At 49.7% G+C, this 13,496-nt stretch carries 15 protein-coding genes and 1 tRNA gene; 2 read left to right on the top strand and 14 right to left on the bottom strand.

Annotated features, from left to right (window positions below; all coding sequences use genetic code 11):
* The 8 genes from KI367_RS20560 to rpsF all read right to left on the bottom strand — a co-directional run bounded on the left by KI367_RS20560 (window position 1) and on the right by rpsF (window position 8,606).
* On the bottom strand, window positions 1-918 hold the full coding sequence (locus KI367_RS20560) for a carbohydrate ABC transporter permease (protein ID WP_212952023.1): 918 nt from the start codon (window positions 916-918) through the stop codon (window positions 1-3).
* Window positions 919-943: 25 nt separating this feature from the next.
* Window positions 944-1,873 carry an ABC transporter permease gene (locus KI367_RS20555; protein ID WP_036710713.1) on the bottom strand — a complete coding sequence of 310 codons (930 nt, stop codon included), beginning with the start codon at window positions 1,871-1,873 and terminating at the stop codon, window positions 944-946.
* An 83-nt stretch (window positions 1,874-1,956) separates the two neighbouring features.
* Entirely contained in the window at window positions 1,957-3,447 is a 1,491-nt protein-coding gene (locus tag KI367_RS20550; RefSeq protein WP_036710718.1) for an ABC transporter substrate-binding protein, read from the bottom strand.
* Between the two features lie 355 nt (window positions 3,448-3,802).
* Window positions 3,803-5,326 (bottom strand): response regulator transcription factor, encoded by a 1,524-nt coding sequence (locus KI367_RS20545; protein WP_212952021.1) that lies wholly within the window; start codon window positions 5,324-5,326, stop codon window positions 3,803-3,805.
* Window positions 5,319-7,154, bottom strand: a complete 1,836-nt coding sequence (locus KI367_RS20540; protein ID WP_036710724.1) for a sensor histidine kinase — start codon at window positions 7,152-7,154, stop codon at window positions 5,319-5,321. Before KI367_RS20540 ends, KI367_RS20545 begins: the two co-directional genes overlap by 8 nt.
* A gap of 343 nt (window positions 7,155-7,497) precedes the next feature.
* Complete coding sequence (rpsR, locus tag KI367_RS20535; RefSeq protein ID WP_036710728.1) at window positions 7,498-7,770, bottom strand: 30S ribosomal protein S18; 273 nt, start codon at window positions 7,768-7,770, stop codon at window positions 7,498-7,500.
* A gap of 22 nt (window positions 7,771-7,792) precedes the next feature.
* Window positions 7,793-8,272 carry a single-stranded DNA-binding protein gene (gene ssb, locus KI367_RS20530; RefSeq protein WP_036710731.1) on the bottom strand — a complete coding sequence of 160 codons (480 nt, stop codon included), beginning with the start codon at window positions 8,270-8,272 and terminating at the stop codon, window positions 7,793-7,795.
* A gap of 49 nt (window positions 8,273-8,321) precedes the next feature.
* Window positions 8,322-8,606: a 30S ribosomal protein S6 gene (rpsF, locus tag KI367_RS20525; RefSeq protein ID WP_036710734.1), complete on the bottom strand. Its 285-nt coding sequence runs from the start codon at window positions 8,604-8,606 to the stop codon at window positions 8,322-8,324.
* A 204-nt stretch (window positions 8,607-8,810) separates the two neighbouring features.
* On the opposite strand from rpsF, the gene KI367_RS20520 reads away from it, so the two are divergent.
* Window positions 8,811-9,005, top strand: a complete 195-nt coding sequence (locus KI367_RS20520; RefSeq protein ID WP_036710736.1) for a YjzC family protein — start codon at window positions 8,811-8,813, stop codon at window positions 9,003-9,005.
* A 421-nt stretch (window positions 9,006-9,426) separates the two neighbouring features.
* On the opposite strand, the gene KI367_RS20515 is transcribed toward KI367_RS20520, so the two are convergent.
* The 4 genes from KI367_RS20515 to KI367_RS20500 all read right to left on the bottom strand — a co-directional run bounded on the left by KI367_RS20515 (window position 9,427) and on the right by KI367_RS20500 (window position 11,000).
* Window positions 9,427-9,517: transfer RNA gene (locus KI367_RS20515), tRNA-Ser, on the bottom strand.
* Between the two features lie 59 nt (window positions 9,518-9,576).
* On the bottom strand, window positions 9,577-9,804 hold the full coding sequence (locus tag KI367_RS20510) for a DUF951 domain-containing protein (RefSeq protein WP_036710740.1): 228 nt from the start codon (window positions 9,802-9,804) through the stop codon (window positions 9,577-9,579).
* A gap of 19 nt (window positions 9,805-9,823) precedes the next feature.
* Window positions 9,824-10,729: a mechanosensitive ion channel family protein gene (locus tag KI367_RS20505; RefSeq protein WP_212952036.1), complete on the bottom strand. Its 906-nt coding sequence runs from the start codon at window positions 10,727-10,729 to the stop codon at window positions 9,824-9,826.
* A 16-nt stretch (window positions 10,730-10,745) separates the two neighbouring features.
* On the bottom strand, window positions 10,746-11,000 hold the full coding sequence (locus KI367_RS20500) for a putative Se/S carrier protein (RefSeq protein ID WP_036710747.1): 255 nt from the start codon (window positions 10,998-11,000) through the stop codon (window positions 10,746-10,748).
* A 112-nt stretch (window positions 11,001-11,112) separates the two neighbouring features.
* On the opposite strand from KI367_RS20500, the gene yyaC reads away from it, so the two are divergent.
* Window positions 11,113-11,718 (top strand): spore protease YyaC, encoded by a 606-nt coding sequence (yyaC, locus tag KI367_RS20495; RefSeq protein ID WP_212952019.1) that lies wholly within the window; start codon window positions 11,113-11,115, stop codon window positions 11,716-11,718.
* On the opposite strand, the gene KI367_RS20490 is transcribed toward yyaC, so the two are convergent.
* Complete coding sequence (locus KI367_RS20490; RefSeq protein WP_212952035.1) at window positions 11,693-12,193, bottom strand: DUF4446 family protein; 501 nt, start codon at window positions 12,191-12,193, stop codon at window positions 11,693-11,695. The genes yyaC and KI367_RS20490 overlap by 26 nt on opposite strands.
* 80 nt (window positions 12,194-12,273) lie before the next feature.
* Window positions 12,274-13,431, bottom strand: a complete 1,158-nt coding sequence (locus KI367_RS20485; RefSeq protein WP_212952017.1) for an aminotransferase class V-fold PLP-dependent enzyme — start codon at window positions 13,429-13,431, stop codon at window positions 12,274-12,276.
* Between the last annotated feature and the right edge of the window lie 65 nt (window positions 13,432-13,496).

Raw genomic sequence — 13,496 nt, 5'->3', positions numbered from 1 at the left:
TTATTCTTTTACGGCACCCACGGTCAAGCCTTGAACAAAATAACGCTGGAAGAACGGATATGCAAAAATGATCGGCAATGTGGCCAGTACGACCATCGCCATCCGGGACGTATCCTGCGGAATGGACTGCAGCGCCGCCATGCTAAGCGAAGTGTTCGCCGAGTTTTGCTGAATGAATTGAATGCTGGATTCGATCCGCATGAGCATCGACTGCAGCGGCACCAAATTCGGATTGTCGATGTACAAGAGAGCGTTAAACCAGTCGTTCCAGTAGCCAAGCGTGCTGAACAAACCGATCGTTGCGAGGCCGGGCAGGGACAAAGGCAGCACGATGCGCAAGAAGATATAGAAATCGCCCGCACCGTCGATCCGTCCCGACTCGATAATCGCCTCGGGAACGCTGGTGCTGTAAAACGTCCGAAGAATCATGATATAAAAAGCATTCATAGCCAGCGGCAAGATAAGGGCCCATAGGCTGTCTTTCAGACCCAACAACTGCGATACGACCATGTAAGTCGGAATCATGCCGCCGTTGAACAGCATCGTCAAAATGGCAAATATGGAGAAAAATCTGCGGTAGCGGAAGCTTTTCCGCGAAATCGCATAAGCGTAAAGCGAAATCAGGATCAAGCTGACGATCGTGCCTACGACAGTGACAAGGATCGTTACCCCGTAAGAACGGAGCAGCGTATCCCCGCTTTGAAATACGAACCGGTAGGCTTCCAGACTCCATTTGGCCGGAAGCAGGCGGTAGCCGTCCGTTGCCAGCGTTTTTTCATCCGTTAAAGAGATGATGACGACGAACAAAAAAGGAAAGACGCATATGAAGGCGAACAATCCCGCGATGATGTTGAGAACGACGTTCCAACCGGGGGACACATGATGAAAATCCCGTTTTTTTCTGATGACCTTCGCCATAATTCTGACACTCCTTTCAAATCTTTTAGAACAGGGCGCTGTCTTTGTCGATTTTGCGCACGACAAAGTTGGAGACGATGACAAGAACAAAACCGACGACCGATTGGTAAAGCCCTGCAGCCGTACTCATGCCGATTTCCCCTGTCGTTTTCAGACCGCGGTATACGTACGTGTCGATTACGTTCGTCACCGAGTAAAGCGTGCCGGAGTCTCTCGGAACTTGATAGAACAGACCGAAGTCGGCATAGAAAATGCGGCCTACCGCAAGCAGCGTCATAATGATGATGATTGGCGAAAGCATCGGAATCGTGATATTGCGGATTTGCTGCCATTTGCTGGCGCCGTCGATCATGGCCGCTTCGTAAAGGGATTTATCGATGCCCATAATCGAAGCCAGGTACACGACGCTGTTATATCCGACCGACTTCCACAAACTGACGAAGATCAATATATATGGCCAATATTTAGGATCCGAATACCATTGAACGGGCTCTGCGCCAAACCAGCCTAGAATCTGGTTCAGCATGCCGCGGTCCATGCTCAGGAAGCTGAACGCAAAATAGCCGACGATGACCCAGGAAAGAAAATACGGGAGGAACATGCCGGTTTGATAAATTTTGGCCATCGTTTTGCCGACGAGCTCGGACAGCAAAACGGCCATCGCGACGGAAAGCACGAGTCCTATAATAATAAATGCGATGTTGTACAATAACGTATTGCGCGTAATGGTGTAAGCATCGTTTGTGCTGAACAGGAACTTGAAGTTGTCCCAGCCTACCCATTTGCTGTTGAAGATGCTGGCCCAAAAGCCGTCGCGGCTGAAACGGTATTGCTTGAAAGCGACGATCGTACCGACAAGCGGCAGATAGGAAAAGAAGAAAAACCATATCGCACCGGGCAGCACCATAAACAGCATGACTTTGTTCTTTAAGAGGTTTTTAAAAAATGCAGCCATCGTGTTCCCTCCTGAATGTTGAAAAATGAAAAAGGATCGGGCGAAATCATCACCCGCCCGATCCCAAAAATGTCGTTCAATTGTTACTTGTTATTTGCGGCTCTCCATTCGTCGAGCTGTTTTTGGGCTTCGGCCATGACTTTGTCAAGACCGGCTTGCTTGAAGGCAGCGATTGCTTTCGGCAGGTAGGTTTCAGGATCTACGGTACCGGTCATCAGGGATGCCCAGAATTGTTCTTTCACGTTTTGAACGGCAGCCATTTCGGTTGCGACTTTCGTGCTGTCAAAGTTGAAGCTCAGAATTGGAGAATTTTTACCCGATGCGTTGAACTTCTTGAATTGATCCCATTTGTCGTCCGGATCATTCGGATTCAGGTAAAGCAGCATGTTGTTGCCCAAAGAGTAAGACGGCATGTCGTAGTTTTTCGATTCCGGAAGGTTTTCCATGTGCTTGTCGTCAACCTTCTTGTAATGAACGCCTTCGATGCCGGAGTCGACCATGTTGCGAAGCACTGGATCCGTGTTCAGCAGGTTCAGGAATTCCATCGCTTTTTCAGGATGTTCGGAGTTGGCCGAAATCGCCATGATCGAACCTTGAACGGAAGTGTTCGTAATGATCGGATCGCTTGCCGGCGACGAAACGACAGGATATCCGTAGCTTGCGGACCAGCTGTTGTCGGCCAGCGGCTGGGTTTGCGCGCGGTCCATGAACCAGTTGCCGGATGTCATCAAGTCGCTCGTCGAACCTGTCGTTGCGGCTTCAGGCGCGATATAACCGGCTTGGTAATACTTGTGCATCGTAGTCAGCGCTTGCTTCATTTCAGGCGTTTCCAAAATGTCCACGATTTTATAATCGGTCGTGTCCAGTTTGACCGCCATTGGCAGGTTCTGAATGACGTAATCGTAAGGAACGTAAGGAACGTAGTTTTTGTCCATGGCGAACGGCGTTACGCCAGGTTCTTTTTCCTTGATCGTCTTCAGAAGCGGCTCGATGCTGTCGAGCGATTTTACTTTCGTGATGTCGAAGTTGTATTTGTCTAACAGCTTTTTGTTAAAGCGCCATACTTCTTGTTGAGGAAGCTCTTTATTGGCAGGAATGCCGTAATTGTGGCCGTCGACCTTGGAGCCTTCCAGGAAAGCAGGATCGATCGTTTTCTTGATGCCTTGTCCGTATTTTTCAAGCAGGTCGTCGAGTTCCATGAACGCGCCTTTTCTTGCGTTTTGCACGTAATCGAATCCGCCCGCCGCCGTGAACACGATATCCATCGGTTCGCCGGATGCTACGTTAACCTGCATTTTTTGCGCGTAATCGCCCCAGTCGACCATTTTCATCGTAACGGTTGCATTGATTTTTTCTTTGGTATATTTGCTCACTTCCGCCATGACCTTGTCCACGTCTTTTTGCGGCGTTCCGATGGTGTACCAGATCAGGTTGACCGGTTTTTCGGAATCTTTTCCTCCGGAGGCGGAATCGCTTTCGGCGCTGTTGCTTCCTCCCCCACAGGCACTGAGGACAAGCGTCAAGGCCGTCAACATGGCCAGTGCGAACGAGAAGCTTTTTTTACTCTTGCTCATGTGTAAATCCTCCCTTTTGAATGCTTCAAGCATCTCTTCCCGGCCCGGCTCGCGGGCGGGCGCCAGATGCGTTTCTCTATTTAAGCGCTCTGGCTTGTCTGTACTAACTAAGTTAACCTTACCGAATGAAAGCAGTTTCAAAAAGAAGATAAATCTAATAAATCAGGGTACAAATTAAAGAAAAGATTCGAATTTTGCATGATTCTGTCAATTCGGCTGAAACCGCTTTTAATTCCCGCTCCGCCGCTGATGATAACGCTCTTAATTTTCCTGAAAACAAACAAAAATACTCTGAATGAAAACGGACCCGAATTTTGATGCAAAGTCCATTTTCATCCAGAGTATGCGGCTTGGATCACCCCAAGCTTTTATAATCCGTCGGGGAAATCCCGACGTATTTCCTGAATTGTTTATAGAAGTACCCCGTTTCCCAATAGCCTACGTTCCTAGCGATTTCGTGCACCTTCAGGTTGGTGTTTTTCAGCTGCTCCTTCGCTTTTTCGATCCGGTATTTGTTGATGTATTCCGCAAACGACTCCCCGGTTTCCTTATGGAAAAGCTGTCCCAGATAGACCGGATGGATATGGTATTGCGCGCCAAGCGTTTTCAGCGAAAGTTCATCGGCATAATGCCCGTGAATATAACTGAGCACCTGGCTGACCACCGGGTTCTTGACGTCCTGCAGCAGCGAAGACACCGTTGCTTTGGCCACCGATTGAAGCGAAGCGGCCAGTTCGTCGAATGTGCCGCTGTTCCGGACGTCCGTCAGCGCTTGTTTAAAGATATCCGACTCGTCCGTATGCTTGATCTGCTCCAGCTCCATCTTGAACCGGATGACGAGCTCCAAACCGGCGTTGCGGAGGTCTTCCGGCCGAATGCCCTCCATCCCCTGCATTTGCAGTAAATCCGCTTTGATTCTCCGCTCCAACCCCTCAAGATCCCTGGCCAAAATAAGCTTGCTGTATTCCTCCCAGTGGATGGACAACCGGCCATCGCCGCCATCGCTTCTTCCTTCAAGATTCCCGTAATCCAAAACGGAGCGGTCGGGATACACCATAAAATACTCCAGCGATTTTTTAGCCTGCCTATAGCTGAGCGAAGCTTCCTCCGGAAGCTGCACCACGCTGCCTACCCCGATTCGGACAGGGACGCTTAATGGCGCATATTCGTCGGAAAGACGCTCAAGCCGTTCCATAAAGTTCTTTTTCCCTTCGGTCCAATGCTGCATGCACCCGATCCAAACCAGGTCGCCGTCTACGTCGCGGAAAGACGTAATCCCTTCCGATTTGCTCCAACGCTCGCCGATCCGGTTCAAGCCCTCCGTCGTCTCCCCGTTCGTCCGAATAACGGCAACGATCAAATACGGCTTCATCAGATCAAGCCCCAGCAAATCGGCCCGTTCCCGGAATTCCGCCTCGCCGATTTGTCCCGTCAACCACCGGTAAAGCGTATTGTCCTTCAAAATTTGCATATCGAAGGCATCGTACAGCTCGTCGGATTTCATGCTGTTCATCTTTTCGACCGTATTGCGCAGCGTGGACTCCAGTTCCTCTACGTTGATCGGCTTCAGCAGGTAGTTTTCGATGCCCAGTTTCATACCCTCTTTCAGGTAGTCGAATTCATTAAACCCGCTGAGGATGATCACCTTTAACTCCTGATGAAGCTTCCGGGCTTCCGCGATGAGGCTGAGGCCATCCATCACCGGCATGGATATGTCGGTAATCAGCAGGTCTGCGGGAATCGAAGCCAGCGCCTCCAGCGCCTGCCGTCCGTTTTCCGCATGCCCGACGATTTCCAGGCCGAACGACGCCCAATCCAAAATATCGTACAATCCTTCAATGATGAACGGTTCGTCATCCACAATAAATACTTTATACATGTTCAGCATCCGTTCCTTCCCGGCTTGGATAACGCACGGTAATGACCGTGCCCTCATCCGGCCGACTTTGAATCTCGATTCCGTATGCAGGCCCGTACAGAAAACGGAGACGGCTATGAACGCTTCGGAGTCCGAACATTTTGCCGCTTTCCTCCGGTTTCTCCAGCTCCTCCCGAATTTCGTTCAAGCGATCCGGCTCGATTCCTTTTCCGTTGTCGCACACTTCGGCGATGAGCATATCGCCTTCTTCCCTGATCTCGACCGACAAGCGATTATCGTACCTCTCCGTTCGAATGCCGTGAATGATATAGTTCTCTATAATCGGTTGGAGCGATAGCTTCATGACCGATTTATCGGCGAGCTCCGGATCATAAGTGATCGTATAATCAAACCTGTCCTTGTACCGTATTCTGAACAGCTCGAGGTATAGACGGCAGGTTTCCAGCTCGTCTTTCAGCGTGTAATTCCTTTTTTGCTGCACCAGGCTTTTGAACAGGACGGACAAGCTATAGATCATTTCCCCGACGTCTTTCGCTCCCTGGGAAATCGCCCTCATCCGGATAACTTCCAACGTGTTATACAAAAAGTGAGGGTTGATTCGGGCCTGAAGCGCGACAAGCTCCGTCTGTTTCTGTTTGATTTCCGCCTTGTATACCCGTTCGATATACGCATTCAGCTCATCCAGCATATCGTTGAAGCTCCGCGAGATTTGCCCCAGCTCGTCCTCGCGCGGATCGTCGATTCTGGCGGCAAAATCGCCGTTTTTTACCTTCCGCGTAAATTTGATGATCCGGTTGGTCCGATTGGCAAAATTGATGATGAACAACGCCGGGAAAAGAACCGCAAACAAGATGCAAATCGCGCTGATCGTAATGATCGTCTGCCGCACGCCCGAATAACTTGATGCGATTTCATTTTTCGGAACGGCGCCAATGACCACGTATCCCCCTTCGGCGGATATCAGCTTGTTAATATACATGCTTTCCCCGCTTCGGGTCAGTCCCGCCTGCGGATCATCAAAAAGCGAATCCGTGACGTCGACGTAAGGATAGGTTTTGCCGTAATATTTTCCTTCCGAATCAAAAAGGACGTCTCCCGACGAAGAAAGGACGACGATGCTTCCTTTGTAGCCGTTTTTATAGGTTTCAAGCGCATTCAAAATGCTGTTGGAATCAAGGTAAACCAAAAATTGGCCGGCATTTTTCAGCTGCTTGTTGTTAATGGGCACTCTAATCGCATATAATTCCTTATCCCATTGATCGGCCGCTTTGCGAACCCAAACGTTCGGAGCCGCGATGCCTTTCGTTTCCATGGCCATAACCTCGGGAATATAGGAATTGGCGAAATTGGTGGAGAGCTGCTTGAACTGCTTGTTCGATTTGAAAATAGAGAGATACTGATGTTCCGACCCGTACAGCATCAGGTTTCGGATATCGCCGTTTTCGTCCATGATATTTTGAAAATATTGAAGCGCGTCCGTCGAATCCCCGTTCGATTGAACATTAAACTGATCCATACGGTGCTGCACGTATTCGGCATAAGGGTTTTCCATTAAAAACGAGATATTGGAAAACAAGGTTTCGTTTCGGTACATGTCCCTTGCTATATTCTCTATGGCACGGTGCCGATTGTCGATGTACCTGCTTACGCTTTCCATGGCGGCTTTTTGGTTATCCAATTCTTTATTTACGATCGACTGCGACAAGGAGGAAATCATCAGGTATGACAATATTACAATCGTCACAATGGCGATGAAAGTGAAGATCAGAAGGATCTTCATGAACATATTGTTCTTAAAATAGTTTCTGTATATTCTGCCGATTCCCATGAAGCTTCCCTCCTGCCGACGAGTCCATTTGAACATGCGCTGATCATCATTATTATAACATAGGGCAGGCGGATCTCCTTCTTCTCTACCTCCATCTGGCGATTGGGCATCTTTGGAGCCAATTAGCATGCGTTTTTGCCTTTTGAAGAACCCCGCTTGCGAAGCCTTGACGTTCAATCGTCATTGCCCGGGAAATTTAAAAATTTACACAAGTTTCCAATGACGCGCACCATGAGATTGACTTTATGTAGATCATTACGCGGTATTCAGAGGCAAAATAAAATCAAAAAGGCCAGAATCCTGGTAAACCCAGAATACTGGCCCTTCTATAGCCAAAACGGAATTATTCCGTTGTGTATGGCAGCAATGCGATTTGACGGGAGCGTTTGATCGCAATCGTCAGCATGCGTTGGTATTTTGCGCTTGTGCCGGTTACACGGCGAGGCAAAATTTTTCCGCGTTCGCTAATGAACTTTTTCAGCAGATCCGTGTCTTTATAATCAATGTGAGTAATTTTGTTCACAGTGAAGTAGCACACTTTACGACGTTTGTTACGGCCGCCGCGGCGAGCCGGTCTTTTATCGTTGTCTCCGCCTTCTCTTTGTTTAAAAGCCATGCTGTTTCAGTCCTTTCCGTATTTAAAATGGCAAATCATCATCCGATATGTCTATCGGTTTTCCGTCATCGAAAAAAGGATCTTGATTGGAATTGCTCCGGGAGTAATTGTTATTCTCGCGGCTTCCGCCTCCGAAAGAGGACTCTTCACGCGGTCCTTGGCCGCCGCCGCTGCCGCCTTCGCGGTTCGATTCCAGGAAACGTACGTTATCGGCAATGACTTCGGTGACGTATACGCGTCTACCTTCGTTATTTTCGTAATTCCGTACCTGGATGCGACCTTCCACGGCCGTCAAACGGCCTTTGCGCAAGTAGTTCGCGCAGGTCTCAGCGAGCTGTCTCCAAGTCACCACTGGAATAAAATCCGCTTCCCGCTCTCCGCCTTGCGACGTAAACGGTCTGTCTACCGCCAGCGTGAACTGCGTTACCGCAACCCCTGCGGGCGTGTAGCGAAGCTCAGGATCTTTGGTCAATCGGCCAATTAAAATTACACGGTTCAACAATCCTATCCCCTCCTTCGATCGAATGGATCACTTCAAGCCAAAGCTTGGATTAAGCAACGTCAAGAGTAATGAGATAACGAATTACTTCGTCGGAAATTTTCATGATACGCTCGAGTTCGGCAACAACTTCAGGAGTTGCAGTGAAGTTTACCAGAACGAAAGTGCCATCACGGAATTTCTTGATCTCATACGCAAGACGGCGTTTGCCCATCACTTCGTGCTTCGTGATTTCCCCACCGTTGGAGATGATGCCTTGGAATTTTTCGACTGCAGCTTGAACGGCTTCTTGTTCAATGTCCGGACGAATAATGTACATCACTTCATATTTGCGCATATTTTTCACCTCCTTATGGACTTCGGCCCCTGATCGCGTCAGGAGCAAGGAGCGAGTCTAAACTCGCACCATATTAATATATCAAAACGCCCGCCCTAATGCAAGCATGCCTGAATTGGCAAAATTAACGGGCACATGATTCCCCCCGATGTGTAAACACTACAGAAGCAGTCCATTTTTCATTTCGATAAGGAGGTTTGTGCCATGGGTGAAAAAACCGAATTCGAGCCTGGCGACAAGGCGCCGAACCCTGGGGTATATATGGAGGTCGGGGAAGCCAGCTTCCATACCGAAATCCAGAATCCGAAAATGATTACGATGGAGCGCGGCGAGACGTTCCCGGAAACGACCAACAAAGACCGGAAGTGGAAAAAGAAAACCAAAGCCCGGGTCCACTAAAAATTTTTTAGACGCGGATGCATAATCCGCTCCCGAAATGCAGATGATACAATCAGACGGTTACGAGAGAGGTGTGGTTCCGTTGGGCCTGAGCTGCGTAACAAATCACTGGAAGTCTGAAACAGCATAACTAAAAGAAGCGAGGGGACGTGCCAAAGACATTTTGTCTGGAGCAATGGAGATTGCTCCGCGGCTTTATCCGAAGTTTCAATGACGTTTTGTTGTAGAACGAATTCCAAAATCCATTGAGTAGCCGTCTGCCAAACAGGAGGACCTTCGGGTTCTCCTTTGGTGTTTTATTGAAGTGTCAGCATTTCGCCTGCACAACCCCATACAACGTAAAAAACCTCTGGCGATGACGGGCCAAAGGTTTTGTCCAATTACGTTAATCTATGAAGTATATTTGATGAAAAAGGGAATGTGGCGGAAAGAGAGGGATTCGAACCCTCGCACGCCTTGCGACGCCTAACTGATTTCGAGTCAGCCCCCTTAGACCTCTTGGGTACCTTTCCGCAGCAAAACTTATTCTATCACAAGAGGACAAAATATGCAATAGCTGTTTTACAAAAGATTACTTTTCGTTCGACTCCTGCGATTCCTCGCCTGCATTTTTGGAGCGGAGCACTTTTTTCATGTTTTTTTCGAACTTGGCACGGGGAATCAGAACGCTGTGCTGGCATCCGACGCACTTGATCCGAATGTCCATCCCCATGCGAATGATTTCCATTTCGTTGCTGCCGCAAGGGTGATTTTTTTTCATTTGCACGATATCGCCGAGTTGAAACACTTTCCGTTCCATTTGACCATGCCTCCCCTTTTTATTCTTTCGAAGCCGCCATCTCGCTTAACGCTTGTTTCTGTGCCTCTTCGGCCTCCAAAGCTTGTTTGATATGTTCCAAAATATCGCGTTCCACTTCCGCCCTCGTATTCGGCTCGCACTGCGCCACGATGCGAATCACGTATTCGCTGGTGCTCATCGACTGAATGCCGAGAACGTCGGGCACCGCAATGATATTGGGGTTTTCCTCCTGCACGCCGGTCAGCGACTGCTTAATCAAGCCGACGGTGTCCTCCAGCGAACGTTCGTTTTTGACCGGCAAATCGACCATCGCCAGTGCATTGGAAAGGGAAAAATTCGTCACGCTCGTAATCATCCCGTTAGGCAAAATATGCGTTTCGCCGTTCATGCTCACAAGGCGGGTGGAACGCAGGCCGATGACCTCAACCGTACCTTTATAGGTTCCCGTCTGAATGACGTCCCCCACCGCAAACTGATCCTCCAATATAATGAAAAAGCCCGTAATGACATCCTTCACCAAGCTCTGTGCGCCGAAACCGATGGCAAGGCCCAGTACTCCTGCTCCCGCCAACAACGGCCCCAGCTTGAAGTTGAACTCGGACAAGATGAGCAGCACCATGACGAAATTGCAGGTGACGGCCGTTATATTTTTCAGAAGCTCCCCGACGGTGGCAAACCGGCGCGGATTGACATTGATCCGGCTCTGCTGGTGGCGTTCCAGCGACCGGTCGATAATTTTGGAAACGACTCGGATGGCGATCCGGGTCACGATAAATAACACGACAATGCGGATGCCTGAAAACATCACATTTGTCCACATATCCACATTCGTAATCCAGTCAAGAAACTTATCGCTAATCTTCAACGCTTTATCCACAGCCCCTTCCATTTCGCTGTTTGCCGTTTCGAGCCATTGTGGATTCATCATCTTAATCGATCTCCTATCCCTCGATGCTTATATATCTATCATGATTGTCTTTATAGTAGATTCCTCTGATCTCCACTTGCTCCTGTACAACGATCTGCTGTACGGAAGCCAGCTCCTCCTTCGGAAATTGGATTGATAACGCACAGCCCGCCGTAATCGTCTTCGGCGTTGGGCATAAATCGATTTCAATATCGGCATATTCCAGCAGCATTTCCGCCCGAAGAGCCTGCTGCGTCGAATCGAAGGCCATCAACATCCATGACTCCATTGCATTATTGCCCGCCTTTTCGTTCTAATAAATTGCTTGTCCCGAGGAAGTATAAAAACATGCAGCCGTCCATATACTAGATACTACCAATCGCATTTGAAAGGAAGATTCTATGACTCAGCTGCCCAAACCATCCCAGAACCAGCAGCTCTCATGCTTAAAAATACCACATACCGATCCTGAAATCCATTCCGCTATCATTCATCGTCTTTTGTTTTATTTGTCCCAGGCCGAAGAACAACAACCTGTCGTGGTCGTCTGCATCGGCACGGACCGCTCTACCGGGGATTGCTTGGGCCCTTTGGTCGGCACGGCCCTCGCCCGCTACAAAAGCCCCTGGTTCCATCTTTACGGCACGCTGGACGAGCCCGTCCATGCCGTCAATTTGCAAGAAACGCTTTCGACCATTTATGCCCTTCACGACCGTCCATTCGTGATCGGCATCGATGCTTGCCTCGGGCAATCCTCGAGCGTCGGCTGCATCCAAGTCGCCAGCGGCCCCCTCAAGCCCGGCGCAGGCGTACATAAAGAATTACCGCCGGTTGGCGATATCCATTTGACGGGTATCGTTAATGTCGGCGGCTTCATGGAATATTTCGTGCTGCAAAACACGCGATTAAGTTTGGTCGTTCGTCTATCGGAGATTATTGCGTCCAGTCTGCATTCGGCGATCCAGGAATGGAAATCCCGTTCTACGCTTGTTGCGAGGCTAGACTGATGGCCTCTACCTCTTCGGGAGACAGGGCATACGACGATTCGCCTGCCGCAAGCGGTTTGGCATATACATAGGAGCTGTCACGGCTGTAAAGGGCCGAGATGACAACTCCATTTTTCTTTTCGTCCACAATCGCAATCGAAAAGCTCAAATCGCTGCCTTGACCGCTAAATGCATTGTACCGTTTGATGCCGATCTTCCCTTTGACCTGCTGCAGTTTGGCCAGGACGTTTTCCAGCGTTTTGCGCTGAAGCTCATGTTCGTCCTCGATCGAATCCATTTGCACTTTCAGGTCGATGAGCAGCGTCTCCAAATTCTCCACACCGCTGCCTGCCATCATCAGGTCGTATTTCCGGCGCATTTTTCTAAGCTTCGCGCCTTGCGTCAATACCATTACGAGCAGGATCAAAATGAGGAGTATGCCTCCGCCGATAAACCACTGCAACTGTTCTAAAATTAAACTATTCAAGTCCGACATTGCTGATTTCATTCCTTTTCCTCATTCTTGATCACAATCGTTTTTCCATACCGTTCCTTGCGCCTATTTTTGATCCAAACCTATGGCCGCTGGCCGCATATATCCTTAACGGCATCAATCACCGCATGGGCCTCCCGCCGCGTCGTGGTGACGCCAACGCTGATCCGGACAGCCCCCGTCTGCAGCGTCTCGACGGCTTCATGCGCCAGCGGCGTACAGTGCATCCCAGCTCTTACGGCGATTCCGTATTCCCGGTCCAACCGGAAGGCGATCTCGCTGGAATCCTTCTCCGAGGAAACGAATGATACGATTCCGGTTCTCGGTTGCCCCGCTTCGGGTCCCAATATACGAAGATGGCGAATGCCCCGAATCCCTTCGATAATCCGCTGAGCAAGCTCCCATTCATGCCGATATATCTGCTGCGGCGTCTGCCTCATCACCTCTGCGACGCCGGCCCTTAGCCCTGCAATGCCGGCCGTATTCGGCGTCCCCGCCTCATAACGATCCGGGCGGACCGCAGGCTGCTCTTTTTCCTCCGATTGGCTTCCGGTCCCTCCGTGTAAAAGCGGCTCCAAATCAATCGACGGGGATATGTATAACCCTCCCGTTCCTTGCGGTCCCAGCAATCCCTTATGCCCGGGAAAGGCCAGCAGATCGATATTCATGGCGGATACGTCAATATCCAGGCAGCCTGCGCTTTGAGCCGCATCCACTAAATAGACCGCTCCAAAACGACGGGCAAGCTCCCCGATCTCGGCAACCGGCAAAATGCTGCCAAGCAAATTGGAACTATGCGTGCTAATTACCAATTTTGGGCGGCTTTCCAGCGCAGCTTTCAGTTTGGCCATATCCAGTTGTCCTTGACCGTTCACCGGAATATATTCCACATGAATGCCCATCACCCGTTTCAAATATTCGAGCGGGCGCCTTACGGAATTATGTTCAACCATCGTCGCCACGACCCGGTCCCCGGATTTCAGCAAGCCTTTAATCGCCAAATTTAACGCTTCCGTTGTATTATACGTAAATATGATGTCATTTTGGTTACGAACCTGAAACAGTTGGGACAATATCTTGCGGCCTTCGAACAGCACCCTGCTCGCTTTTACCGCCATCTGATGACTGCCTCGCCCCGGATTGGCCGCCGCCTCCTCCATCGCCTTCTGCATCGCCTGCAACACCTCGGGAGGCTTCGGCCAGGAAGTGGCTGCATGATCCAAATAAATAAACGGTTCCATGATACTACATCCACCTCCCCATCATTTATGCGGACTATCGGTTGCGGGAATCTCCTATCACGACT

The organism is Paenibacillus cookii, from assembly GCF_018333375.1.
Classification (GTDB): domain Bacteria; phylum Bacillota; class Bacilli; order Paenibacillales; family Paenibacillaceae; genus Paenibacillus_AQ; species Paenibacillus_AQ cookii.
Note: the sequence above shows the minus strand (reverse complement) of the source record. Positions and strands in the feature narration are given on the sequence as shown.